At 59.6% G+C, this 22,945-nt stretch carries 26 protein-coding genes; 9 read left to right on the top strand and 17 right to left on the bottom strand.

What is annotated here, in order from left to right; translation table 11 throughout:
* Window positions 1–3: 3 nt before the first annotated feature.
* Together infC and thrS are read right to left on the bottom strand one after the other, a co-directional pair.
* Window positions 4–555, bottom strand: coding sequence for a translation initiation factor IF-3 (gene infC, locus J3P79_RS09835; RefSeq protein ID WP_169432615.1), 552 nt, complete (start codon window positions 553–555; stop codon window positions 4–6).
* Window positions 555–2,477: a threonine--tRNA ligase gene (thrS, locus tag J3P79_RS09830; protein WP_434610042.1), complete on the bottom strand. Its 1,923-nt coding sequence runs from the start codon at window positions 2,475–2,477 to the stop codon at window positions 555–557. The genes infC and thrS overlap by 1 nt, the downstream gene beginning before the upstream one ends.
* Before the next feature lie 374 nt (window positions 2,478–2,851).
* Between thrS and J3P79_RS09825 the strand changes: the two genes are divergently transcribed.
* Window positions 2,852–3,154, top strand: a complete 303-nt coding sequence (locus J3P79_RS09825; RefSeq protein ID WP_434610040.1) for a hypothetical protein — start codon at window positions 2,852–2,854, stop codon at window positions 3,152–3,154.
* A gap of 289 nt (window positions 3,155–3,443) precedes the next feature.
* Window positions 3,444–3,656: a cold-shock protein gene (locus J3P79_RS09820; RefSeq protein WP_003179963.1), complete on the top strand. Its 213-nt coding sequence runs from the start codon at window positions 3,444–3,446 to the stop codon at window positions 3,654–3,656.
* A gap of 65 nt (window positions 3,657–3,721) precedes the next feature.
* Here the strand turns inward: J3P79_RS09820 and J3P79_RS09815 are convergent, their stop codons facing one another.
* Both J3P79_RS09815 and J3P79_RS09810 read right to left on the bottom strand, forming a co-directional pair.
* Window positions 3,722–4,036, bottom strand: a complete 315-nt coding sequence (locus J3P79_RS09815) for an I78 family peptidase inhibitor (RefSeq protein ID WP_039592829.1) — start codon at window positions 4,034–4,036, stop codon at window positions 3,722–3,724.
* Window positions 4,037–4,199: 163 nt separating this feature from the next.
* On the bottom strand, window positions 4,200–4,505 hold the full coding sequence (locus J3P79_RS09810; RefSeq protein WP_434610038.1) for a hypothetical protein: 306 nt from the start codon (window positions 4,503–4,505) through the stop codon (window positions 4,200–4,202).
* Window positions 4,506–4,635: 130 nt separating this feature from the next.
* Between J3P79_RS09810 and J3P79_RS09805 the strand changes: the two genes are divergently transcribed.
* Entirely contained in the window at window positions 4,636–4,833 is a 198-nt protein-coding gene (locus J3P79_RS09805; protein ID WP_434610036.1) for a hypothetical protein, read from the top strand.
* Window positions 4,834–4,875: 42 nt separating this feature from the next.
* Here the strand turns inward: J3P79_RS09805 and J3P79_RS09800 are convergent, their stop codons facing one another.
* From J3P79_RS09800 to J3P79_RS09765, 8 genes are all read right to left on the bottom strand, one after another.
* Entirely contained in the window at window positions 4,876–5,904 is a 1,029-nt protein-coding gene (locus J3P79_RS09800) for a nucleoside hydrolase (protein WP_434610034.1), read from the bottom strand.
* 29 nt (window positions 5,905–5,933) lie between these two features.
* Window positions 5,934–6,338: a D-ribose pyranase gene (gene rbsD / locus J3P79_RS09795; RefSeq protein WP_434610032.1), complete on the bottom strand. Its 405-nt coding sequence runs from the start codon at window positions 6,336–6,338 to the stop codon at window positions 5,934–5,936.
* Window positions 6,335–7,249 (bottom strand): ribokinase, encoded by a 915-nt coding sequence (gene rbsK, locus J3P79_RS09790; protein ID WP_434610029.1) that lies wholly within the window; start codon window positions 7,247–7,249, stop codon window positions 6,335–6,337. The genes rbsD and rbsK overlap by 4 nt, the downstream gene beginning before the upstream one ends.
* 24 nt (window positions 7,250–7,273) lie before the next feature.
* Window positions 7,274–8,293 carry a LacI family DNA-binding transcriptional regulator gene (locus J3P79_RS09785; protein WP_039592823.1) on the bottom strand — a complete coding sequence of 340 codons (1,020 nt, stop codon included), beginning with the start codon at window positions 8,291–8,293 and terminating at the stop codon, window positions 7,274–7,276.
* Window positions 8,294–8,296: 3 nt separating this feature from the next.
* Window positions 8,297–9,274, bottom strand: coding sequence for an ABC transporter permease (locus J3P79_RS09780; protein WP_434610027.1), 978 nt, complete (start codon window positions 9,272–9,274; stop codon window positions 8,297–8,299).
* Complete coding sequence (locus J3P79_RS09775; RefSeq protein ID WP_434610026.1) at window positions 9,271–10,824, bottom strand: sugar ABC transporter ATP-binding protein; 1,554 nt, start codon at window positions 10,822–10,824, stop codon at window positions 9,271–9,273. Before J3P79_RS09775 ends, J3P79_RS09780 begins: the two co-directional genes overlap by 4 nt.
* A 55-nt stretch (window positions 10,825–10,879) precedes the next feature.
* Window positions 10,880–11,839 (bottom strand): sugar ABC transporter substrate-binding protein, encoded by a 960-nt coding sequence (locus tag J3P79_RS09770; RefSeq protein WP_434610024.1) that lies wholly within the window; start codon window positions 11,837–11,839, stop codon window positions 10,880–10,882.
* A 133-nt stretch (window positions 11,840–11,972) separates the two neighbouring features.
* Entirely contained in the window at window positions 11,973–12,404 is a 432-nt protein-coding gene (locus tag J3P79_RS09765) for a hypothetical protein (RefSeq protein ID WP_434610022.1), read from the bottom strand.
* 316 nt (window positions 12,405–12,720) lie between these two features.
* Here J3P79_RS09765 and J3P79_RS09760 point away from each other — a divergent pair, with 316 nt between their 5' ends.
* The 3 genes from J3P79_RS09760 to J3P79_RS09750 all read left to right on the top strand — a co-directional run bounded on the left by J3P79_RS09760 (window position 12,721) and on the right by J3P79_RS09750 (window position 14,958).
* Window positions 12,721–13,809, top strand: a complete 1,089-nt coding sequence (locus tag J3P79_RS09760; protein ID WP_434610020.1) for an asparaginase — start codon at window positions 12,721–12,723, stop codon at window positions 13,807–13,809.
* Between the two features lie 154 nt (window positions 13,810–13,963).
* Window positions 13,964–14,263 (top strand): DUF1654 domain-containing protein, encoded by a 300-nt coding sequence (locus J3P79_RS09755; protein WP_434610018.1) that lies wholly within the window; start codon window positions 13,964–13,966, stop codon window positions 14,261–14,263.
* Window positions 14,264–14,268: 5 nt separating this feature from the next.
* Window positions 14,269–14,958, top strand: a complete 690-nt coding sequence (locus J3P79_RS09750; RefSeq protein ID WP_434610017.1) for an endonuclease — start codon at window positions 14,269–14,271, stop codon at window positions 14,956–14,958.
* A 136-nt stretch (window positions 14,959–15,094) separates the two neighbouring features.
* On the opposite strand, the gene J3P79_RS09745 is transcribed toward J3P79_RS09750, so the two are convergent.
* Window positions 15,095–15,460: an SPOR domain-containing protein gene (locus tag J3P79_RS09745; protein WP_434610015.1), complete on the bottom strand. Its 366-nt coding sequence runs from the start codon at window positions 15,458–15,460 to the stop codon at window positions 15,095–15,097.
* Between the two features lie 247 nt (window positions 15,461–15,707).
* Here J3P79_RS09745 and csrA point away from each other — a divergent pair, with 247 nt between their 5' ends.
* On the top strand, window positions 15,708–15,902 hold the full coding sequence (gene csrA / locus J3P79_RS09740; protein WP_003179932.1) for a carbon storage regulator CsrA: 195 nt from the start codon (window positions 15,708–15,710) through the stop codon (window positions 15,900–15,902).
* A gap of 194 nt (window positions 15,903–16,096) precedes the next feature.
* On the opposite strand, the gene J3P79_RS09735 is transcribed toward csrA, so the two are convergent.
* The 3 genes from J3P79_RS09735 to J3P79_RS09725 form a co-directional block, all read right to left on the bottom strand.
* Window positions 16,097–16,552: a DUF2214 family protein gene (locus J3P79_RS09735; protein ID WP_434610014.1), complete on the bottom strand. Its 456-nt coding sequence runs from the start codon at window positions 16,550–16,552 to the stop codon at window positions 16,097–16,099.
* 202 nt (window positions 16,553–16,754) lie between these two features.
* Entirely contained in the window at window positions 16,755–18,137 is a 1,383-nt protein-coding gene (gene cysS / locus J3P79_RS09730; RefSeq protein WP_434610012.1) for a cysteine--tRNA ligase, read from the bottom strand.
* 21 nt (window positions 18,138–18,158) lie between these two features.
* Window positions 18,159–19,856, bottom strand: coding sequence for a glutamine--tRNA ligase/YqeY domain fusion protein (locus J3P79_RS09725; RefSeq protein ID WP_434610011.1), 1,698 nt, complete (start codon window positions 19,854–19,856; stop codon window positions 18,159–18,161).
* Window positions 19,857–20,105: 249 nt separating this feature from the next.
* Here J3P79_RS09725 and J3P79_RS09720 point away from each other — a divergent pair, with 249 nt between their 5' ends.
* Window positions 20,106–20,609 carry a peptidylprolyl isomerase gene (locus J3P79_RS09720; RefSeq protein WP_434610009.1) on the top strand — a complete coding sequence of 168 codons (504 nt, stop codon included), beginning with the start codon at window positions 20,106–20,108 and terminating at the stop codon, window positions 20,607–20,609.
* Window positions 20,606–21,373, top strand: a complete 768-nt coding sequence (locus tag J3P79_RS09715) for a UDP-2,3-diacylglucosamine diphosphatase (RefSeq protein WP_434610007.1) — start codon at window positions 20,606–20,608, stop codon at window positions 21,371–21,373. Before J3P79_RS09720 ends, J3P79_RS09715 begins: the two co-directional genes overlap by 4 nt.
* 27 nt (window positions 21,374–21,400) lie before the next feature.
* Here the strand turns inward: J3P79_RS09715 and J3P79_RS09710 are convergent, their stop codons facing one another.
* Window positions 21,401–22,930, bottom strand: coding sequence for a DHA2 family efflux MFS transporter permease subunit (locus J3P79_RS09710; protein WP_434610006.1), 1,530 nt, complete (start codon window positions 22,928–22,930; stop codon window positions 21,401–21,403).
* Window positions 22,931–22,945 lie beyond the last annotated feature (15 nt).

The following is a 22,945-nucleotide window of genomic DNA, read 5'->3' as shown; positions in this document are numbered from 1 at the left end:
TGATTACTTCTTCTTTTTCGGGGCGATGACCATGATCAGCTGGCGTCCTTCCATCTTAGGATGCTGTTCGACCGAACCGTACTCGAGCAGGTCTTGTTCAACCCGCTTGAGGAGTTCCATCCCCAGCTCCTGGTGGGCCATCTCACGGCCGCGGAATCGCAAGGATACCTTGGCCCTGTCCCCGTCACTCAGGAAACGTACCAGGTTGCGCAGTTTTACCTGGTAATCCCCTTCCTCCGTCCCTGGACGAAACTTGATTTCTTTTACCTGAATCTGCTTCTGGTTTTTCTTCGCCGCGGCAATCTGCTTCTTTTTCTCGAAGATCGACTTGCCGTAGTCCATCACCCGGCAAACGGGTGGGACTGCGTCGGCGGAGATTTCCACCAGATCAAGCTTTGCTTCTTCAGCAATACGAAGCGCTTCATCAATCGAGACGATGCCAATCTGCTCGCCATCAGCGCCAATTAACCGAACCTCGCGTGCCGAGATATTCTCGTTGATCGGGGCTTTCGGTGCAGCTCGTTTATCTTGTCTCATTTCACGCTTAATAATAATTACTCCGAATCTGGGCGACCACGCCGGGAAACCGCTTGCGCGAGAAACTCAGCGAATTCGGCGACGGGCATCGAGCCCAGGTCAGCACCTTCACGAGTACGCACAGCGACAGTCTGCATCTCGACCTCCCGATCTCCGATAACCAAGAGAAAGGGAACCTTGAGCAAAGTATGCTCGCGGATTTTAAAGCCGATCTTTTCATTTCTCAAGTCGGACTTGGCACGAAATCCGCTTTGATTGAGAGTTTTTTCGACCTCGGCGGCAAAATCTGCCTGTTTATCAGTGATATTCATGATCACTGCCTGGGTCGGCGCCAGCCACGCGGGGAACGCGCCCTCGTAATGCTCGATCAAAATCCCGACGAAACGCTCGAAGGAACCGAGGATCGCGCGGTGAAGCATGACCGGGTGCTTGCGACTGTTGTCTTCGGACACATATTCAGCGCCCAGACGGATCGGCAGGTTGAAATCGAGCTGCAAGGTACCACATTGCCAGACGCGACCGAGGCAATCTTTCAGCGAGAATTCAATTTTCGGACCGTAGAAGGCGCCCTCGCCCGGCTGCAGATCGTACGCAAGGCCCGCACTATCAAGGGCGGCGGCCAGCGCAGCCTCGGCGCGATCCCACAGCTCGTCGGAACCGACGCGTTTTTCCGGACGAGTGGACAGCTTCATTTCGACTTCGGTGAAGCCGAAGTCGAGATAGACGTCCATGGTCAGCTTGATGAACGCAGCGGATTCGGCCTGCATCTGCTCTTCGGTGCAGAAGATGTGCGCGTCGTCCTGGGTAAACGCCCGCACGCGCATGATGCCGTGCAGCGCGCCCGACGGCTCGTTACGGTGGCAGGCACCGAACTCGGCCAGGCGCATCGGCAACTCACGGTAGCTCTTCAGGCCTTGGTTGAACACCTGCACATGGCATGGGCAATTCATTGGCTTGATGGCGTAGTCGCGGTTTTCCGACTGGGTGGTGAACATGTTGTCGGCGTAATTGGCCCAGTGCCCGGATTTCTCCCACAGGCTGCGATCGACCACTTGCGGCGTCTTGATTTCCAGATAGCCGTTTTCACGCTGGACCTGGCGCATGTACTGCTCGAGCACCTGATACATCGTCCAGCCGTTCGGGTGCCAGAACACCATGCCCGGAGATTCTTCCTGGGTATGGAAAAGGCCCAGGCGCTTGCCGATCTTGCGGTGATCGCGCTTCTCGGCTTCTTCGATGCGCTGGATGTAGGCGGCAAGCTGCTTCTTATCCGCCCAGGCGGTGCCGTAGACGCGCTGCAACTGTTCGTTCTTCGCATCGCCACGCCAGTAGGCGCCGGACAGCTTGGTCAGCTTGAAGGATTTGAGGAAACGCGTGTTCGGCACGTGCGGGCCACGGCACATGTCGACGTATTCTTCGTGGTAATACAGGCCCATGGCCTGCTCGTCCGGCATGTCTTCAACCAGACGCAGCTTGTAATCCTCGCCACGAGCCTTGAAGACTTCGATGACTTCGGCGCGCGGGGTGACTTTCTTGATGACGTCGTAATCTTTTTCGATCAGCTGCTGCATGCGCTGCTCGATCGCCGCCATGTCGTCCGGGGTAAAAGGACGCTCGAAGGCGATGTCGTAATAGAAGCCTTCGTCGATGACCGGCCCGATGACCATCTTCGCGCTCGGGTACAGCTGCTTGACCGCATGGCCGACCAGGTGTGCGCAAGAGTGGCGAATGATCTCCAGCCCCTCTTCATCCTTTGGCGTGATGATTTGCAGCGTGGCATCGCTGTCGATGACATCACTGGCATCGACCAGTTTGCCGTTGACCTTGCCGGCCAGGGTGGCCTTGGCCAGGCCCGCGCCAATGGATGCGGCGACCTCGGCTACGGAAACCGGGTGATCGAATGAACGTTGACTGCCGTCGGGAAGAGTAATAGTTGGCATGGCGCCTCCTCTCCTAGTGGTGACCCCTACCAAAGGTCACGTGGGTTGGGATGAGCCAGTACAAGATCCAGTCCAGGCCATTCAATGACGAACGCCTGCCTTACAGCGGCAGGAGCCTTGCGGCCAACCGGGAAAACCGAACCAGAGTGACTGGGATTCAAATCAGGGTTAATCGAACATTTACCGCCACCGGGACCTGTCGTCATCCGGAGCCTGAAAAATACCCGAGCCCGGCATGCTAGCACAGATGAACGGTCATCGCCGCGCTTGCATTCAAGCGAGCGTAAAACCTCGGCTTTTATGCCAAAGTGCTGAACTGAAGCGCCTGCAACCCCTCAGATAACAAGACATCGACCCGAAAGGAGCATCCCAGCATGCGTCTGAACACATTTTTCGCAGTAGTCGGCCCCCTCGCCCTGCTGCTGCCATTGACCGCCCATGCCGAATGGCCAAAAGGCGAGCGCGAAAAATACATGGCCCAGTGCACCCAGGCGGCAACGCCACAGATCGGCGCGGCAGCCGCCAAATCCCACTGTGCCTGCGGCGCCGACGCGATCAAATCCTACCCTGCCAGTGATATCCAGGCGTTGATGGACAACAAGGCCACCCCGGAACTGCAACAGAAAGCACTCGGCCAGATCGCCAAATGCAAGGCTAATCCGCCGGCGAAAAAATAGGGAATTGGGCGCTGGGAAGGCGCCTGACAGGGATAAAAAGGCTTGAATAAGCGCTTTTTCCTACGATTTACGCAGGTTTTTCAGCTTTTTTTAATGTCTTTACGTTCGGCTGAAAGCCTTTTAAACCGGGGCTTCCAGCCCGATCTGACGGTAAAGAAAACACGACTGATTGGCAAACAGCTCGTCCGGGGGGCTCCCAAATCGAACATTTCGACTATGATACCCGGGTGTGCCCAGTTGGCCTGAGCAGCACAGTACACTGAAAATATATGTTTCTTGGAGATACACCATGTCTAATCGCCAAACCGGCACCGTTAAATGGTTCAACGATGAAAAAGGCTTCGGCTTCATCACTCCTCAAGGTGGCGGTGACGACCTGTTCGTACACTTCAAAGCTATCGAAAGCGACGGTTTCAAAAGCCTGAAAGAAGGCCAGACCGTTTCCTTCGTGGCTGAGAAAGGCCAAAAGGGTATGCAAGCTGCACAAGTTCGCCCAGAGTAATTTCCCGGCGCGCTAAAAAAACCCCGTCCATGTGACGGGGTTTTTTATGGCCAGCTATAAAGCCCTCAGCCGCAATTCACCCGGTTGACCACCAGGTTCGCATCGGTGTTGAGATTCAGGCGATCGGAACGGTACTCAAGCGTCACCATGTCGTTGGGCTTGAGGATACGGGCGTTTTGCGCGCCTGAACGGGTCCGCGCCTGCTCCAGCAACTGGGGCGAGGCCTGCTTGCCAATCGCGAACTCGGCAGCCTTCGCCTCGCAGCGGCTGTGCCCGGTGTCGGCCGCCACAGGATCAGGGGTCGATTCGGACGTGCTGCTGCAACCGCTCAAGAGCGCAGCGGCCAGCAAAGTACTCAGTGACGCGAGCTTCCAAGGCATGAAGCCTCCTTTTTCAATGAATTACCAGAGAGCGTGCGACAACCCAAACGAAACTTGGTTTCAACACCAAGGCCATCATCGTGCCCTCACTCGGAAAAAACGGCAGTTTGCCTGAGCCCTGCCCTCTGTTCACCGCTGAATCGTGACTGAATATGAATGGCACTTAGTAAATGTCGATGTAATCGAAGGGCGGGTTCGGCCAGTTCTCTTTCAATGCGTTGTAGATCTGCATGACCCAGACCTCATCGCTTGCCGCGACTTTTCCGACATACCCCGAGCCCTTCGCCCAGGTTTCAAGCCGGAACAGCAAACCGTCGATGTCGACGCCCCCTACGACACCGGAAGAAATATAGGCGATGCCATCCTTGGTCACACGCAACTGGGTATGCTCGTCATCACTGGCGCAAGCCAGCAAATCACGCACCGCCTTCAGGGTGAATTTCTCAGGATCCTTCAAGTCGATCTGCACGCTGGGGCTCCCGCGAAAATAAAAAACCGAGTGTCGCACAGGGCTCGCCTGATGCCTAAGTCGCACTGCCAAACCCACTTCAAAAATGGTTAACTCAGCCTACAGACCTCCCAACCTGCGAGCCCCCGCCATGAGCACCGTCAGCATCGAAGCCACCATCAATGCCAAATGGGCGCAGGGTCACAGCTCATACAGCCCAGGCAGCCCGGAAGAACTGGCGATCATCAGCATCGAGCTGCTGGTGAAAGAACTGGGAACGCAAGCCGCGCAGAACTTCGTCAGGCAGACGTTCGAGCGTTACCCGAGCATGATCGAGACGACTGAATAAGACACCCGCGGACCAAAGCCCGCGGGGCCGTCACAAGACGAGCTACTTGAGACGCGCCAATCGCTCGGTCAGCAGATCGAAGAACCCCTGGGCATCGCCATCCTTCACCCAGAAAGCATTCTTTGGCGCCTTCAGGCCGTCGTACCAATCGACGACGGTCTGCCCGAAAGTCGGGCCTTCACGACTGTCCACCACCAGGTTGACAGAACGCCCGCTAAACAGCTGCGGCTTGAGCAGATAGGCAATCACCGTCGCGTCGTGCACCGGCCCACCCGTCATCCCGTAGTGCTCCATGTCGCCCTTGACGTATTCGTTGAGAATATCGCCGACCAACTTGCTAGCATTGTTGTTCAGCGCCGCGATCTGCTTCAGGCGCGCCTCGCTGGTGAGGATCTTGTGGGTCACGTCCAACGGTAGATAGGTCAGCTTCACACCGCTTTTGGCAACGATCTCTGCCGCCTGGGGATCGGCATACAGATTGAATTCGGCCACCGGCGTGATATTGCCGCCGTTGAAGTGCGCGCCGCCCATGATCACCACTTCCTTGATGCCCTGGACAATCCCAGGCTCCTGGACCAGCGCCAAGGCCAGGTTGGTCTGTGGACCGAGCATGGCAATGGTGATGCTGTGGGGCTTGGCCGCCTTGAGCGTGTCGATCAGGTAATTGACGGCATTGCCTTCGGCCAAGCCTTTCTTCGGTTCATGCACCGTGACACCCGACAAACCCTCCTTGCCATGGATGTTTTCCGCATAGATAGGCGTACGCATCAACGGTTTCGGCGCGCCGGCATAGACCGGCACTTCTTCGCGCCCCGCCCACTCACGGGCCAGGCGCGCATTGCGCGACGTCTTGTCCAGCCGCACGTTGCCCGCCACGGTGGTCAAGGCGCGAATGTGCAGTTCCTCGGGGGATGCCAGGGCGAACAACAGCGCAACCACATCGTCGGCGCCTGGATCGGTGTCGATGATCAAGTCGATTTTTTCTGCCGCCTGGGCGCTTGTAGCCGTAATGAATGACAAAAGCAGCAGACTCCGCAACAGTTGATGCATTTTTCGAGCATAGCGGTGCATGGCGCACTCCTTGTGCAGGTGGATGAAATCTAGAACGTGACGCCAGCGATCAGCACCACGTTGCAGTACGGAGAACATTCTCCGGTACGAATGATTGCCCTCGCCCCGCGCGTAAGGACCTTGAATTGCTCGTGGCTCACCAGTTCCCGCGAACCCAGCGCGCCTTCGGCATGCAGCGCCTCCAACGTGGCGAGGGCTGACGGTTGCTTGTCGAGGATCTCCTCGGCCAGCACATGGCGTTCGACCTGCATCTCACTGAGCAGCACGTTCAAGGTACTGACAAAATCGGGGATACCGTGGGTCAACGCAAGGTCGATCAATTCGACGTGCGGCGGCACCGGCAGCCCAGCGTCACCGATCACCACCTTGTCGCCATGGCCGAGCGAGGCGATCAGGCGTGACAAGGCAATATTCAACAAAGGAGTCTTTTTCATGATTCGAACGCCTGTACTTCGAGCAATGCAGGGATAGAGGGCTGCGCGCCCGCGCGGGTGACCGACAGCGCAGCGGCGACCTGGCCGAACCGAATGGCCTCGACTTCGTTCTTGCCATTTGCCAAGGCCGCCGCGAAGCCGCCGACAAACGTATCGCCGGCCGCCGTGGTGTCCACCGCCTTGACCCGCGGCGCGGAGAAGTGTTCGAAGCTCGTTCCGTTGGCGAACATCAACCCCTGGGCGCCCAGCGTTACGATCACCTTGCCGGCACCGGCCGCGATCAATTGCGTCGCCGCCGCTTCGGCGGTTTCCAGAGAATCCACGGCCAGGCCACTGAGCACCATCGCCTCGCTTTCGTTGGGGATCAGGTAGTCGACGTAGGCATACCAGTCGCTCGGCAAGGCATGGGAGGCCGGCGCAGGGTTGAGGATGACGATCTTGCCGAGCTCACGGCCGCGCTTGAGCGCATGCCCGACGGTGGCATCCGGCACTTCAAGCTGGCAGACGATCACGTCGGCGCCTTGCAGCACTGAATCGAAACTGTCGAGGACACTGGGGGTCAGCTCACCGTTGGCGCCGGCGACGATAACGATCGCGTTCTGGCTGTTGTCGTCGACCACAATCAGCGCCACGCCGCTGGAACCCTCCACTACGCTGACCGCCTGGCAATCGATGCCCTCGGCCAACAACGCGCCACGCAACTGCTGCCCGTAAGCGTCATTGCCGACACAACCGACCATGGACACTTGCGCCCCCAGGCGCGCGGCAGCCACCGCCTGGTTGGCGCCCTTGCCACCCGGGATGGTGGAAAACGACTCTCCGATCAGGGTTTCCCCACCACGGGGCAGACGCGGCGCGCGCGTTACCAAGTCCATGTTCAGACTGCCTATTACCACTACTTTTGCTGGCATACATCATTACTCGTCAATTCGGTTTCAGCGGTATTGGGCGAATGTACCGGACAACGGCGCAGTCGATTCTCGCAAGACAATGCTCGGCGTCACGATCCGCTGGTCAGTGGCAAGCCCCGGCGTTGCGATCCGCCGAAGCAGCACCTCGGCCGCCATCTCCCCCAGGTCCAGGATCGACTGCCCCACCGTGGTGAGCGCCGGGTAGACGTAACGGCTCATCTGGATGTCGTCGAAGCCGATGATCGACAATTCGCTGGGCACGCGCACGTTGCGTTCGGCGGCGGCGCGCAGTGCACCGATGCCGATCATGTCGTTGGCCGCGAAGATCGCACTGGGCGGTTGCTGTTCAAGCAGTCGGGCCGCCGCGCGGTAACCGCCGATACTGGTGAAATCGCTTTCCAGCATGCGCTCGACCGGCAGCTCGATTCCCGCCTCCTCCAGCGCACGGCAATAACCCGCCAGGCGCATTTGCGCCACGCTGGTGTCCGCCGGGCCGCCGATGAAGGCAATGTCGCGATGCCCCAGGTCCAGCAGATGCCGGGTTGCCAGATAGGCGCCATATTCATGGTCGATACGGACCAGGTCCGCGTCCACTCCGTCGAGGCCACGGTCCACGATCACCATCGGCGTACGCACATTGGTCAAGCCCTCGGCCAGGCCCACATCGCCACCGGCCGACGCCACGATCAATCCATCGATACGTTTTTCCAGCAGCACCCGCAGATAACTGCGCTGCTTGTCCGGGTTGTCGTCGGAGTTGCAGAGGATCACGCAGTAGCCATTGCGCTCACAATAATCCTCGATTCCCCGGGCCAGCTCGGCAAAGTACGGGTTGAGGCTGTTGGGCACCAGCAAGCCAATGGTGGCCGTGGTCTTGGCCTTGAGCGAGCGCGCCACGGCGCTGGGCACGTAGTCCAACCGCTCGATGGCGGCTTCTACCTTGCGCCGCACCTCGTCACTGACCGGTCGCGTCTTGTTCACCACATGGGACACGGTCGTGTAGGAAATCCCGGCGAGCGCCGCCACATCCTTGATCGTCGCCATGGTTCAAGCCCGCCGACTGGCGCGCTGGCTGCGGTACGTATCGAGCACCACTGCAATCACGATCACCGCACCGGTAATGATGCGCTTGGTCGGCTCGGTCGCGCCGATCTGGGCCAGGCCCGCCGCCAGCACGGAAATAATCAGCACGCCGAAGAAAGTGCTGATCACCGAACCACGCCCACCCATCAGGCTGGTGCCGCCAATGACCACGGCCGCGATAACTTGCAACTCGAGCCCAGAACCCGCGTTGGGGTCCGCCGCCTCCAGGCGCGAAATCTGGAACAGCGCCGCGACACCGGCCAGCAAGCCCATCAGGCTGAACACCAGGATCTTGTAGGGTTTTGGGTTGATGCCGGCCAAACGCACCGCCTCTTCGTTGGTGCCGATGCCGATCAGGTAGCGGCCGAACACCGTGCGGGTCAGCACCGCCTGGGCAACGAAGATCACCAGCAAGGCGATGATGAACGAAGGCGAAATACCGAAGGCAATCGGATTGGACAGCCAAGCGAAGGAGTCACCTATATAGGCGGTCCGCGAGCCGGTCATCTGGTACGCAAGGCCCCGGGCCATCTCCAGCACGCCCAGCGAGACGATGAACGACGGAATGCGCCATGCCACGGTAATCGAACCGGTGACCGTACCCGCCAAGGCCGCCACGGCCATGCCGAGCAAGGCCGACGGCCAGACACTCCAGCCCCAACCGAGAATCGCCACGCTGACAGTGGATGCCGCCAACGCCAACACCGAGCCTACCGACAGGTCGATGCCGCCGATGATTAGGATAAACGTCATGCCGACCGCCAGCACCATCAAGTCGGGAATCTGGTTCGCCAGGGTGCTGAAGGTGTCATAGGAAAGAAAATGGCTGCTCAGGACCGAGAACAGCGCAACCATGGCCAGCAAGGCGCCGGCCAGGCCCAGGTAAGTGCCGAGGCCATAAAAGTTGCCATTGGATTTGCCGACGGCAGGTGCGGTTTTCATGAGAGTTCCCTAGGCGCTGCTTCGTCGAGCAGCGCATCACGTTTCTGGTAGCCGGCGAATGCGGCGGCAAGCAAGTCATCCTGGGTCCAGCTGTCGCGCTCGAACGTGTCAATCAGGCGCCCGGCCGAGAGCACGCCGATCCGATCACAGATCAACATCAATTCCCTCAGGTCGCTGGACACCACGACCAAGGCCTTGCCCTGGCGAGTCAACTCACCGAGCAACGCGTAGATATCGAATTTGGCGCCGACGTCGATACCGCGGGTTGGCTCATCGAACAGCAGCACAGAGCAATCGCGCTCCAGCCAACGACCGATCACGACTTTCTGTTGATTGCCACCGGACAGTTCGGACACCAGTTGCGTCGGGCTGGAGCTGCGGATGCGCATGGCGTCGATCTGCCGCTGCGCCAAGGCCTGTTCCGCACTGCCATCGACCAGGCCGGCGCTGGAAATCTCCGGCATGTTGCCTAAGGCAATGTTGGCGGCGATGGATTGGGTCAGCAGCAGGCCTTCGCCCTTGCGATCCTCGGTGATCAGGGCGATGCCATGGGCCACCGCATCGGCTGGTGAGCGAATGCTGATCACATTGGTTGGCGAGCCCAACGCCACCGTGCCGCTATCAGCCACATCGGCACCAAAGATCAGCCGCAGCAGTTCCGTGCGCCCAGCCCCGATCAGCCCGGAGATACCGAAGATTTCCCCGCTGCGAACTTCGAAAGACACATCACGGACCTTGTCGGAGCGGGTCAGGCCCTTCACGGTCAGCGCGGGGGCGCCAATCTGGCGCGGACCCAGATCGATGTGCTCGCCCAGCTCCCGACCGACCATCAGCGTCACCAACTGCTCACTGTTGTAGTTGGCCATCGGCTCGACGCAGACCAGGTTGCCATCGCGCAACACCGCAATGCGCTGGGCAACACGGGCCAATTCTTCGAGGCGATGGGAAATGTAGATGATCGACACGCCGCGCGCCTGCAAGCGGGTGATCTGCTCAAAGAGCATCTCGACTTCGCGGGCCGTCAGCATGGCGGTCGGTTCATCGAGAATCAGCACATGGCAATCGCCGATCAGGTTGCGGGCGATCTCCACCATCTGCTGGTGACCGATCCCCAATTCTCCGACCAGCGTGTCGGGATCGATTGCATCGAGCCCCACCTGGGCCATGGCCTCGATCGCCGCCTTGCGCAATTGCTTGCGGCTGATCCAGCCGCCGTGGCTGGGCAGGTTGTCGAGAAACAGGTTCTCGGCCACGGAGAGGGTCGGCAACAGGTTGAGTTCCTGCATCACCATGCGCACGCCCTGCTCTTCCGCCTGGGTCCGGCTGCCGGGGCGATAATCCTGTCCCTGGAACTGCATCTGCCCGGTGGTCGGCGTGACCAGCCCGCCGATGATTTTGGACAGGGTACTTTTGCCGGCGCCATTTTCGCCGGTCAGCGCCAGCACTTCACCGCGCATCAACGTCAGGTTGATATCGCTCAGTACCGGCTGGGCATAAGTCTTGCCGATACCGCTGACGCACAGGACAGCGTTCGGGTCGCGAACGGACATAACAAACTCTCCAATGCGCCCGCCCGGACGGGCGAGCGCCGTTGTGTCGCCAGGGTTACGGCTTGGTCACCAGCTCGACCGGAGTTTCAATGACGCCGTTGGTGCCGTTATCGACTTTTTCACCCTTGATGATCTTCAGGGCAGTCTCGATGCCGAACACAGCCTGTTTGGCAGCGAACTGGTCAGCCGTCGCGAGGACACGACCGTCCTTGAGCATCGGCTTGATCGCGTTGATGTTGTCGTAGCCGACTACTTGCACCTTGCCCGCCTTACCCGCAGCGCGCACGGCCGAGACGGCGCCGACCGCCATGCTGTCGTTACCGGCCAGCAGTGCCTTGATGTTCGGGTATTCGCTAAGCATCGAAGCGGCGACCTGGTTCCCCTTGTTGATTTCCCAGTCACCGGACTGCAGGGATACGACCTTGATCTGTGCCGCCTCCATCGCGTCCTTGAAGCCCGCGGTGCGCGCCTGGGCGTTGGTGGTGGTCGACACGCCTTCGATAATGCCCACCTCATCGCCGGCCTTGAGCTGCTTGGCCAGGTATTCACCCACCAGGCGAGCGCCCTTGCGGTTGTCAGGGCCTACGAACGGCACGGTGATGTTCTTGCTCTTGACCACCGCCGGGTCGAGTTGGTTATCAATGTTGATTACGGTGATGCCGGCGTCGACGGCTTTCTTGATGACCGGCACCATCGCCTTGGAATCGGCAGGCGCGATCACCAGCGCATCGACCTTGGAGACGATCATTTGCTCAACGATGCGAATCTGGTTGGCGGTATCGGTTTCATCCTTGATCCCGTTGGAGATCAGGTCGAAGTCGGCGGAGTGTTCTTTCTGGTAAGCCTTGGCGCCGTCTTCCATGGTCAGGAAGAATTCGTTGGCCAGGGATTTCATGACCAGGGCAACCTTGGGTTTTTCCGGGGTCTGGGCGAGCGCCGAGGAGAAAGGCAGCGTGGCGGATGCAGCCGCGAGCATGGCGACGGCGAGAAGGCGTCCAGCGAATGGCAGCTTCATGGGTTCACTCCGATTTTATGATTATTGTGAGCAAAAATCGTCGCACGACGATCGCGCAAACGTTTGCGTGAATGAACTATGGTAAAGCATCGGAGTTTTGTCAACGTTCCGGTTTCATCCGGAATGTCGAGCGTCAGGCAGTGGTATTGACCAGCGCGCCGGAGCCGGACTCCTTCGCCAGCTCCTTGATCAAGCTGCCCGTGACCTGCTGCAGTGCGCCAGTAGTGTCGGCAATCTGACCCTGGATAGCCATGATAGCGGTAGTTTTGGCTTCAGGCGTTGCATAAGGGTGCGCCTGCGCTGCGGCGAGTTGCTGTTGTTGCTCGCGCAATTGCTGCTGTAGCTCCTGCATGCGCTTGAGCAGGATTTTCGTGGCGATGCTTTGGGTGCTCTCGCTTTTTTCGGTCTTGTTCTCGGTTTCGGTACGAAGGTCTGCCCGAACCTTGCGTTCACCCAAGGCGTCCTCGGCGTCGGCGCTCGCCTCGCTCAGGGCATTCACCGTCGCTGTGGTCTTACCGCCAATGGTGACGGCGGCGGCGTTTGGGAAGCCGATTGACATGCTCATGTTTCACTCCATGAATGAGTTCCTACAAGGAAGATCGTCCGTCAACGGGTTTTCTTTAGCATCACTCTCAGGGAAGCGACCTTCAGACCACTCCCCTCCGGTTAACCGAACAGCAAACAGCACGATGTTCGGGAATCCGTCCAGGTACTCGCCGCAAGACTCTGCCAGAAAATACATATCGTTTTATTTTCAAGGCGTTAGAGGGCAGGCCCACGCTTGCGCCGCACTGGTACGGATCATGCTCTGGCAAGAGCGCTCCCGGCATTCAGGTCTGCCGGAGCATCTAGATGAATCCTCATGACTAGAGAGAAAAATAATGACATCTGCCTTCAAGACTCTTGTTCCGGGTGCCTTGGCGCTCATGCTCCTGCTGCCCAGCGCCCTTCAGGCGAAGGAAACCCAGGCTGAGCAAAAGCTTTCCAACGTCGTCATCCTTGCCACGGGCGGCACCATTGCCGGTGCCGGCGCGAGCTCCGCCAACAGCGCCACCTACCAGGCAGCCAAGGTCGGTATCGAACAGCTGATTGCCGGCGTACCGGAACTCAGCCGGCTGGCCAACGTGCGTGGCGAACAGGTGATGCAGATCGCGTCGGAGAGCATCACCAACGAAAACCTCCTGCAACTGGGTCGACGTGTCGCCGAGCTGGCCGACAGCAAGGACGTCGATGGCATCGTCATCACCCACGGTACCGACACGCTGGAAGAGACTGCTTACTTCCTGAACCTCGTCGAGAAAACCGAAAAGCCGATCATTGTCGTCGGCTCGATGCGGCCCGGTACCGCGATGTCCGCCGATGGCATGCTCAACCTCTACAACGCCGTGGCCGTCGCCAGCAGCCAGGAAGCGCGCGGCAAAGGCGTGCTGGTGACCATGAACGATGAAATCCAGTCGGGCCGCGATGTCAGCAAGATGATCAACATCAAGACCGAGGCGTTCAAAAGCCCTTGGGGTCCGCTGGGCATGGTGGTCGAAGGAAAATCCTACTGGTTCCGCCTGCCGGCCAAGCGTCACACCCTGGACTCGGAGTTCGACATCAAGACCATCAAGAGCCTGCCGAATGTTGAAATTGCCTACTCCTACGGCAACGTCAGTGACACCGCGTACAAGGCTCTGGCCCAATCCGGGGCCAAGGCAATCATCCACGCCGGTACCGGCAACGGTTCGGTGTCCTCGCGCGTCGTTCCTTCGTTGCAGGCCCTGCGCAAGGAAGGCGTGCAGATCATTCGTTCGTCCCACGCCAATGCCGGTGGTTTCGTACTGCGCAACGCCGAACAGCCTGACGACAAATACGACTGGGTCGTGGCCCACGACCTGAATCCTCAGAAGGCTCGCATCCTGGCAATGGTCGCCCTGACCAAGACCCAGGACAGCAAGCAATTGCAGCGGATTTTCTGGGAGTATTGATCGTCCCGCCCGACCGATATCGGTCGGGCACCTCGACGGACCCACCTGGAGCAGACACGTGTTTATCGGGCTCGATAAAAAAGCGTCGTCCTCCTACATCAAAATGGAAAAAGTGCTGTCAGACGATTTTCTTGAAATTTAAGCAGTTGCGTAAATGCCTACGGTTAAATACTGTATGCACGTACAGCTTAATAAGGATAATCCTGTGGCCACGCCCTCCGCTGCAACTACCCCCTTAGATTCCTATACACGCCTCGGCCTACGGGTCTCGAAAATCATAAACGCTCCCACCGCACAAAATGCCAAGGCGGCCCTGATCTTTCGCCTCCCCGACGAGCCAGTGGATGAATGGGAACGCCTGCTGACGGAAATCGACGAGAACGACAACGTCACCCTCGCCTATCGCGACGATGGCGGGGTGCAGGTTTTCTGGGTTGTGCCGAAGGAAGATTGAGCCTGATGAATTTTCGCTGTTTAGCTTTATTGCTCGTTTTCGTTGCCACGGGCACACAGGCGGGTGCACCCCGTACTTTCAACGAAGCCAAGAAAGTCGCCTGGAAACTCTATGCGCCTCAATCCACCGAGTTCTATTGCGGCTGCAAATACACCGGAAATCGCGTGGACCTCGCGGCCTGCGGCTACGTGCCGCGCAAGAATGCCAACCGCGCCGCCCGCATCGAGTGGGAACATATTGTCCCGGCATGGCAGATCGGCCACCAGCGCCAATGCTGGCAACAGGGTGGGCGCAAGAACTGCACTCGCTATGACCCGGTCTATCAACGGGCCGAAGCCGACTTGCACAACCTGGTGCCCAGCATCGGCGAGGTCAATGGCGATCGCAGCAATTTCAGCTTCGGCTGGTTGCCAGTGCAGAAGGGCCAATACGGCTCGTGCCTGACCCAAGTAGACTTCAAGGCCAAGAAAGTCATGCCCCGCCCTTCCATCCGGGGGATGATCGCCAGGACCTATTTCTACATGAGCAAACAATACGGGCTGCGTCTCTCCAAACAAGACCGGCGCCTGTATGAAGCCTGGGACAAGACCTACCCCGTGCAGGCCTGGGAGCGCCAGCGCAACCAGAGCGTCGCGTGTGTCATGGGTCGAGGAAACGAGTTCGTGGGGCCAGTGAACTTGAAGGCCTGCGGCTGACCTCGCATATAAGAACAGCACAAATCAACTGTGGGAGCGAGCTCGCTCGCGATAGCGGTGGACCCGTCAACATTGACGTCGACTGGCATGCCCCTATCACGAGCAAGCTCGCTCCTACAGGTTTAGGTCTGTCTGTTTATCGTGCTGGCGGAAAATCCACGACCAGGGTCTCGATGTTGCGCTTCTTGGCACGTACCAGCGCAGCGTTGATCTGCTCCTGCTTCGCCTGAGCTTCAGCCTCGGAGCCTAAGGGTCCAACCAGGACCCGGTCCTTCCCGTTTTCCCTGACGACACTGGACATGAAGCTGTGCTCGATCAGCCATCCGGTCAGGTCGCTGACAGCCTGGGGCGTCTGGCCTCGAACCTCGACAGCCCACTGCGGTGCCGCGGCAGCTGCCGGCGCAGAGGTCGCCGCCGGTTTCGGCTTCGGTGCCTCGACGTCGCGCCCTTCCCCGCATCCTGCCAGCGCCAATACCGCGATTACCCAAGCCAATTTACGCACAACGATTCCCCCGCAAGACATGAAGCGGGGATTTTAGCACCCAGACTCGCCGGAAACGCCCTAAACAGTGCGCAAAACACGAGAATCCTGTCCAACGTCTCTGTATAGTCGCACCCTGGGAATTAATGCAGCATCTGCACGTCAGAAAGAGGCACCCACATTGTGACACTTAGCACTAATCTATAAGCAGTACCGACATCTGCACTGTCTGAATCAGGTGCCCTATAAAGCAATCAAGGAGAACACCATGCTGATACTCACCCGCAAAGTCGGTGAAAGCATAAATATTGGTGACGACATCACGATCACCATTCTGGGCGTGAGCGGCCAACAAGTCCGTATCGGCATCAACGCCCCGAAAAACGTTGCGGTGCATCGCGAAGAGATTTATCAGCGCATCCAGGCCGGCCTCACTGCCCCTGACAAGCCGCAAACGCCCTGAGCCCTGCCGCAGTCCGCAGCCAGCCCGTTTGCATCGCCGCAATGGCTGGCTAAAGATGCAGGCCGACCGAGCCGCACCCTGTCCAATCCCGCCTTATCGATCCGACCAGCCCGAAACCGATACTACTGGCATGCCTCATACCATGGCTGTCAGACGTTTCGTTTTAATGGCGATGAAGCAGGTGTTCGTGCCGGTCAGCCCAAGCGCACGCCACGGGCCATTCCCGTGGCCGCCACGACCATCAACATCAGCAGCAACGCTTCCAGGTGACTGATCCGTGCAAAGCGGCCAGCCCTCGACGAGTCGATCGCAGCGCCCTTGCCCAGCGCCATCCGCCATTTGATCAGGGCGATCATCGGTGCGATTTCAAGCAACAGGATCAAGACGAACAACGTCATCTTCAGGTGAAACAGCGGCTGGTGCAGGTAGTAGTCCGAGCCTTTTTCGTACCCGGCGAAAGCGCGCATCCCGCCTGTCACCAGTAACACCAGCGCTGATAGTCCCCATACGTTGTCCGCAACCAGGACATTGCGAACCACGTCCGCGCCACCCGCGAGGCGTCGCAACGCTGTGCCGCGGGTCAGTACCGCCCAGAACCCGAGGGCGAACGCCAGGAGGTGAATGGCCGCGAGAGACCAGTGAGCAAGCATGGAGGGACTCCTGTCAGAGGGAATGTCGAAGCGACCTGACAGTACTAGCTCATAAACAATCGATTGCCAGGTTGGAATGCAAAAAACTGTGGGAGCGAGCTTGCTCGCGATGGGGATATATCAGCAGACAAACATGTTGCCTGACACTCCGCCATCGCGAGCAAGCTCGCTCCCACAGTGGGTATTGCGCGTCTAAGAGATCTTAGTCCGCCAAGCGCCAGGTCGTCCCGCCCTTCCCGTCTTCCAGCACCACGCCCATGGCGGTGAGCTGGTCGCGGATGCGGTCGGATTCGGCCCAGTCCTTGTTCGCCCTCGCCGTCAGGCGCGCCTGGATCAACGCGTCGACCTCGGCGGCGTCCACGCGACCTTCGGCACCGGCCTGCAGGAAGTCATCCGCTGGGAGCTGCAACACACCCAGCACACTGGCCAGTTCCTTCAAGCGTGCGGCCAGGCCCGCCGCTGCATCAAGATCGCTCTCGCGCAGGCGGTTGATCTCGCGCACCATCTCGAACAGCACCGCGCACGCTTCCGGCGTGCCGAAGTCATCGTTCATCACCTCGGTGAAACGCGCCACGAACGCTTCGCCACCGGCAGGCGGCACGCTCGGCAGACCCTTCAACGCGTGGTAGAAACGCTCCAGGGCGCCCTTGGCGTCCTTGAGGTTGTCTTCCGAGTAGTTGATGGCGCTGCGGTAGTGGCTCGATACCAACAGGTAACGCACGACCTCCGGGTGATACTTGTCGAGCACGTCGCGGATGGTGAAGAAGTTGTTCAAGGACTTGGACATCTTTTCGCCATTGATGCGAATCATGCCGCAATGCATCCACGCGTTGGCGTAGGTCTTGCCGGTGGCGGCTTCACTCTGGGCGATTTCGTTTTCGTGGTGCGGGAATTCCAGGTCGCTGCCGCCGCCATGAATGTCGAAGGTCTCGCCCAGGCAGCACGTGGACATCACCGAGCACTCGATATGCCAGCCCGGACGCCCGGCGCCCCATGGCGAATCCCAGCTCGGCTCGCCCGGCTTGGCGCCCTTCCATAGCACGAAGTCCAGTGGGTCTTCCTTCGACTCGTCGACTTCGATGCGCGCGCCGATGCGCAAATCTTCGATCTTCTTGCGCGACAGCTTGCCGTAGCCCATGAACTTGGCGACGCGGTAGTACACGTCGCCATTGCCCGGTGCGTAGGCATAGCCCTTGTCGATCAAGGTCTGGATCATCGCCAACATGCCCGGGATATGGTCCGTGGCGCGCGGCTCCAGGTCCGGTTTCTGGATGTTGAGGCGCGCCTCGTCCTCGTGCATGGCCTTGATCATGCGCTCGGTCAGCGCATCGTAAGGCTCGCCATTTTCACGGGCCCGATTGATGATCTTGTCTTCGATGTCGGTGATGTTGCGCACGTAGGTCAGGTCATAACCACTGAAACGCAACCAGCGGGTCACCAGGTCGAAGGCGACCATGCTGCGACCATGGCCGATGTGGCAATAGTCGTACACGGTCATGCCGCAGACGTACATGCGGACCTTGTTGCCATCCAGCGGCTTGAAGACTTCTTTGCTCTTGGTGAGCGTGTTGTAGATCGTAAGCACAGGGTTTCCCTTAAGACTTGATCACTGACCCCAGGAATCGCGCAAGGTCACGGTACGGTTGAACACCGGAGCACCGGGTTTCGAGTCCTTGATATCCGCGCAGAAGTAACCTTCGCGCTCGAACTGGAAACGGTCTTCCGGCTGTGCGTTGCCCAGCGATGGCTCGGCACGACAACCAGTGAGTACTTGCAGGGAGTCAGGGTTGATGTTGTCCAGGAAGCTGGCGCTGTCTTCGGCCTTTTCCGGGTTCGGCGAACGGAACAGACGATCGTACAGGCGTACTTCGCACTCGACGCTGGCGGCAGCCGGCACCCAGTGGATCACGCCCTTGACCTTGCGACCTTCCGGGTTCTTGCCCAGGGTCTCAGGATCATAGGAGCAACGCAGCTCCACGATGTTGCCGTCGGCATCCTTGATGGCCTCGTCGGCGCGGATCACGTAGCTGCCGCGCAGGCGCACTTCGCCAGCCGGCTCCAGGCGCTTGTAGCCTTTTGGCGGCTCTTCCATGAAGTCTTCACGATCGATGTAGATTTCCCGGGCGAACGGCAGGACGCGCACGCCCATGTCTTCCTTCGGGTGGCACGGCAGTTCGAGGTTCTCGACCTGGCCTTCCGGATAATTGGTGATGACGACTTTCAGCGGACGCAACACGCACATGGCCCGCGGCGCGCTGTGGTCGAGGTCGTCGCGGATGCTGAATTCCAGCATGCCGAAATCCACCACGCCGTCGGAACGGTTGGTGCCGATCATCTCGCAGAAATTGCGGATCGACTTCGGTGTGTAGCCACGACGGCGGAAGCCCGACAGCGTCGACATGCGCGGGTCGTCCCAGCCGCTGACGTGCTTCTCGTCCACCAGTTGCTTGAGCTTGCGCTTGCTGGTGATGGTGTAGTTCAGGTTCAGGCGGCTGAATTCATACTGGCGCGGGTTGGCCGGCACCGGCAGCTTCTCCAGGAACCACTCGTACAAGGGACGATGGCTTTCGAATTCCAAGGTGCAGATCGAATGCGTGATGCCTTCGATGGCGTCCGACTGGCCGTGGGTGAAGTCATAGTTCGGGTAGATGCACCACTTGTCGCCCGTCTGGTGGTGATGGGCGTGGCGGATGCGGTACATGATCGGGTCGCGCAAATTCATGTTCGGCGAAGCCATGTCGATCTTGGCGCGCAGTACACGGGCACCGTCCGGGAACTCGCCGGCACGCATGCGGGCGAACAGGTCCAGGTTCTCTTCCACGCTGCGGTCACGGAACGGGCTGTTCTTGCCCGGCTCGGTCAGGCTGCCGCGGTATTCCTTGGCCTGCTCCGGGGTCAGGTCGCACACGTAGGCGTTGCCGGACTTGATCAGCTCGACCGCCCAATCGTGCAATTGGTCGAAATACTGCGAGGCGTAGCGCACTTCGCCGGCCCATTCGAAACCCAGCCACTTGACGTCGCTCTTGATCGCGTCGATGTATTCCTGGTCTTCCTTGGCCGGGTTGGTGTCATCGAAACGCAGGTGCGTGACGCCACCGAACTCCTCGGCCAGGCCGAAGTTCACGCAGATGGATTTGGCGTGACCGATGTGCAGGTAGCCGTTGGGCTCCGGCGGGAAGCGGGTGACGATCTGCGTGTGCTTACCCGAATCCAGGTCCGCCTGGATGATCGGGCGCAGGAAATTGACCGGCACGGCCGGGCCGGTCTTGGAATTCGAGGTAGGGTCGACAGTGGGCTTGCTCATAGGATCCTTGAACGTACAAGTGCGCGGCCGGGTGCGGCCTGATAAATCAAAGCCCGTATCATAGCCGATGCTGTCAAGCACCTGACAGGTCGAGCCGGCAAACGATTGAATTTAATCGATGACCCGATGAAAAACAGCCTCGAAATTCGTGCCCGGCACGCTAAACTGCCCAACCTGGCGATTGCGGCCAGACCGGTTGCGGGCGTCCGCGCCCCCGAAACCCACGAATTCCTTGAAAGAGTAGTGATCATGACCCAAGTCAAACTGACCACCAACCATGGCGACATCGTCCTGGAACTGAACGCCGAAAAGGCACCGATCACCGTTGCCAACTTCGTTGAATACGTCAAGGCCGGCCATTACGAGAACACCGTTTTCCACCGTGTCATCGGCAACTTCATGATCCAGGGCGGCGGTTTCGAGCCAGGCATGAAGGAAAAGAAAGACAAGCGTCCGAGCATCCAGAACGAAGCCGACAACGGCCTTTCCAACGACAAGTACACCGTCGCCATGGCCCGCACCATGGAGCCGCATTCGGCCTCCGCGCAGTTCTTCATCAACGTCGCCGACAACAGCTTCCTGAACCACAGCGGCAAGAATGTCCAGGGCTGGGGCTATGCGGTATTCGGTAAAGTCACCGAAGGCACCGATGTGGTCGACAAGATCAAAGGCGTCGCTACCACCTCCAAGGCTGGCCACCAGGACGTCCCGGCAGAAGACGTGATCATCGAGAAAGCCGAGATCATTGAGTGATACTGCTGATTTCAGATTTGCATCTGGAAGAGGAGCGCCCGGACATCACCCGGGCGTTTCTGGATTTACTCGCCACACGCGCCCGCTCGGCACAAGCGTTGTACATCCTCGGCGACTTTTTCGAAGCCTGGATCGGCGACGATGCCATGACGCCGTTCCAGCGTTCCATCTGCCAGGCCCTGCGCGAATTGAGCGACAGCGGCACGGCCGTATTCCTCATGCACGGCAACCGTGACTTCATGCTCGGGCAGGCTTTCTGCAAAGCGGCTGGTTGCACCCTGCTCAAGGATCCGAGTGTCGTGCAGTTCAACGGCGAGCCGGTATTGCTGATGCATGGCGACAGCCTCTGCACGCGGGATGTCGGCTACATGAAGTTGCGCCGCTGGCTGCGTAACCCGGTCACGCTGTTCATTCTGCGCCACCTGCCACTGGGCAGCCGCCAAAAGCTGGCGCGCAAGCTGCGCAGCGAAAGCCGAACGCAGACACGCATGAAAGCCAACGACATTGTCGACGTCACGCCCGAAGAGATCCCGCGAATCATGCAGCAATATGGCGTGAAAACCCTGGTCCACGGCCACACCCACCGCCCCGCCATCCACAAGCTGCAACTGGGCGAACACGCAGCGAGACGCATCGTGCTGGGGGATTGGGACAAGCAAGGTTGGGCGTTGCAGGTGGATGAACAGGGTTTTGCGTTGGCGCCGTTCGGGTTTGCCCCGCCGCCGCAGTTATCGGCACCCGATACAATGCCCAGCCACACATAAGTTTCCCTTGTGGGAGGTTGTGTTGCTTCAATGACCGCTGGCAGCAGGCCCCGCCTTCGCCGCAAATGGCGGCTTCGCCAGCCATACCAGCAAAATCAACCCCATGAACGCCCAGCCCAGCAACGTGAAGTAATCCACGGTGGAGAGCATGTACGCCTGGCTGGTGAGGATCTGGTCGAGCTGGGCAAAGACCGGTGTGCTCGCCCCGCCGAGCTGATTGATCGTCTCGCGGGTGGCCGGCTCGAAGGTGCTGATGCTTTCGCTCAGGTACGCGTGGTGCTGGTCGGCCCGGCGGATCCAGATCCAAGTCGTCAGGGACGCGGCGAAGCTGCCGCCCAGGGTTCGCAGGAACGTCGCCAGCCCCGCGCCATCGGCGATCTGGTGCGGCGGCAGGTCCGACATCAGGATGCTCAGGGTCGGCATGAAGAACAACGCCACGCCGATGCCCATGAACAACTGCACCAGGGCGATGTGCTGGAAGTCCACTTCATTGGTGAACCCGGCGCGCATGAAGCAGCTCAGGCCGATCGCCAGGAACGCCAGCCCGGCCAACAGGCGCAGGTCGAACTTGTGGGCGTACTTGCCGACGAAGGGCGACATCAACACCGGCAGGATACCGATCGGCGCCACCGCCAAGCCGGCCCAGGTGGCGGTGTAGCCCATCTGGGTCTGCAACCATTGCGGCAGGATCAGGTTGATGCCAAAGAACCCGGCATAACCGCCCACCAGCACGATGGTGCCGATGCGAAAGTTGCGATAGGCGAACAGCCGCAGGTTGACCACCGGGTGGCCGTCGGTCATTTCCCATATGACGAACACCGCCAGGGCGATCACCGAAATCAGCGCGCCGACAATGATGAAATTCGACTCGAACCAATCGAGGTCGTTGCCCTTGTCGAGAATCACCTGGAGCGCGCCGACGCCAATGATCAGCGTGATCAAGCCAACGTAATCCATAGGCTGGCGACTGGTGACCACTGGCCGCGCCTTGAGCTGCTGGCGCACGACCATCACCGCGAAAATCCCGATGGGCACATTGATGAAGAAGATCCACGGCCAGCTATAGCTGTCGGTGATCCAGCCGCCGAGGATCGGCCCGGCGATCGGCGCCACCACCGTGACCATCGCCAGCAACGCCAGGGCCATGCCGCGCCTGGCCGGCGGGTACACGGCAATCAGCAGGGTCTGGGTCATCGGGTACAAAGGGCCGGCGACCAGACCCTGGACCACACGAAAACCGATCAGCTCCGGCATGGACGTGGAGATCCCGCACAGGAACGAGGCCAGGACGAACAACATCGTTGCCCACAGAAACAACTTCACCTCGCCGAACCGGCGGCTCAACCACCCGGTCAACGGCAGAGCGATGGCGTTGCTCACTGCGAACGAGGTGATGACCCAAGTACCCTGCTCCGAGCTTACGCCCAGGTTGCCGGAAATGGTCGGCAACGCGACGTTGGCGATGGTGGTGTCGAGCACCTGCATGAACGTCGCCAGCGACAACCCGATGGTGCTGAGCAACAGGCTGGGCGGCGTGAAGGACGCGTTATTGCTCATTGCGAAAATCCTATG

The organism is Pseudomonas sp. R1-7, from assembly GCF_051132105.1.
GTDB lineage: Bacteria > Pseudomonadota > Gammaproteobacteria > Pseudomonadales > Pseudomonadaceae > Aquipseudomonas.
Note: the sequence above shows the minus strand (reverse complement) of the source record. Positions and strands in the feature narration are given on the sequence as shown.

What these genes read in the sequence shown, in the direction of transcription:
- thrS (WP_434610042.1), bottom strand. Translation starts at nt 2,477, where the DNA reads ATGCCAACTATTACTCTTCCCGACGGCAGTCAACGTTCATTCGATCAC.
- J3P79_RS09825 (WP_434610040.1), top strand. Translation starts at nt 2,852, where the DNA reads ATGCGTCTGAACACATTTTTCGCAGTAGTCGGCCCCCTCGCCCTGCTG.
- J3P79_RS09820 (WP_003179963.1), top strand. Translation starts at nt 3,444, where the DNA reads ATGTCTAATCGCCAAACCGGCACCGTTAAATGGTTCAACGATGAAAAA.
- J3P79_RS09815 (WP_039592829.1), bottom strand. Translation starts at nt 4,036, where the DNA reads ATGCCTTGGAAGCTCGCGTCACTGAGTACTTTGCTGGCCGCTGCGCTC.
- J3P79_RS09805 (WP_434610036.1), top strand. Translation starts at nt 4,636, where the DNA reads ATGAGCACCGTCAGCATCGAAGCCACCATCAATGCCAAATGGGCGCAG.
- J3P79_RS09800 (WP_434610034.1), bottom strand. Translation starts at nt 5,904, where the DNA reads ATGCACCGCTATGCTCGAAAAATGCATCAACTGTTGCGGAGTCTGCTG.
- rbsD (WP_434610032.1), bottom strand. Translation starts at nt 6,338, where the DNA reads ATGAAAAAGACTCCTTTGTTGAATATTGCCTTGTCACGCCTGATCGCC.
- rbsK (WP_434610029.1), bottom strand. Translation starts at nt 7,249, where the DNA reads ATGCCAGCAAAAGTAGTGGTAATAGGCAGTCTGAACATGGACTTGGTA.
- J3P79_RS09785 (WP_039592823.1), bottom strand. Translation starts at nt 8,293, where the DNA reads ATGGCGACGATCAAGGATGTGGCGGCGCTCGCCGGGATTTCCTACACG.
- J3P79_RS09780 (WP_434610027.1), bottom strand. Translation starts at nt 9,274, where the DNA reads ATGAAAACCGCACCTGCCGTCGGCAAATCCAATGGCAACTTTTATGGC.
- J3P79_RS09775 (WP_434610026.1), bottom strand. Translation starts at nt 10,824, where the DNA reads ATGTCCGTTCGCGACCCGAACGCTGTCCTGTGCGTCAGCGGTATCGGC.
- J3P79_RS09770 (WP_434610024.1), bottom strand. Translation starts at nt 11,839, where the DNA reads ATGAAGCTGCCATTCGCTGGACGCCTTCTCGCCGTCGCCATGCTCGCG.
- J3P79_RS09765 (WP_434610022.1), bottom strand. Translation starts at nt 12,404, where the DNA reads ATGAGCATGTCAATCGGCTTCCCAAACGCCGCCGCCGTCACCATTGGC.
- J3P79_RS09760 (WP_434610020.1), top strand. Translation starts at nt 12,721, where the DNA reads ATGACATCTGCCTTCAAGACTCTTGTTCCGGGTGCCTTGGCGCTCATG.
- J3P79_RS09755 (WP_434610018.1), top strand. Translation starts at nt 13,964, where the DNA reads ATGCCTACGGTTAAATACTGTATGCACGTACAGCTTAATAAGGATAAT.
- J3P79_RS09750 (WP_434610017.1), top strand. Translation starts at nt 14,269, where the DNA reads ATGAATTTTCGCTGTTTAGCTTTATTGCTCGTTTTCGTTGCCACGGGC.
- csrA (WP_003179932.1), top strand. Translation starts at nt 15,708, where the DNA reads ATGCTGATACTCACCCGCAAAGTCGGTGAAAGCATAAATATTGGTGAC.
- J3P79_RS09735 (WP_434610014.1), bottom strand. Translation starts at nt 16,552, where the DNA reads ATGCTTGCTCACTGGTCTCTCGCGGCCATTCACCTCCTGGCGTTCGCC.
- J3P79_RS09725 (WP_434610011.1), bottom strand. Translation starts at nt 19,856, where the DNA reads ATGAGCAAGCCCACTGTCGACCCTACCTCGAATTCCAAGACCGGCCCG.
- J3P79_RS09720 (WP_434610009.1), top strand. Translation starts at nt 20,106, where the DNA reads ATGACCCAAGTCAAACTGACCACCAACCATGGCGACATCGTCCTGGAA.
- J3P79_RS09710 (WP_434610006.1), bottom strand. Translation starts at nt 22,930, where the DNA reads ATGAGCAATAACGCGTCCTTCACGCCGCCCAGCCTGTTGCTCAGCACC.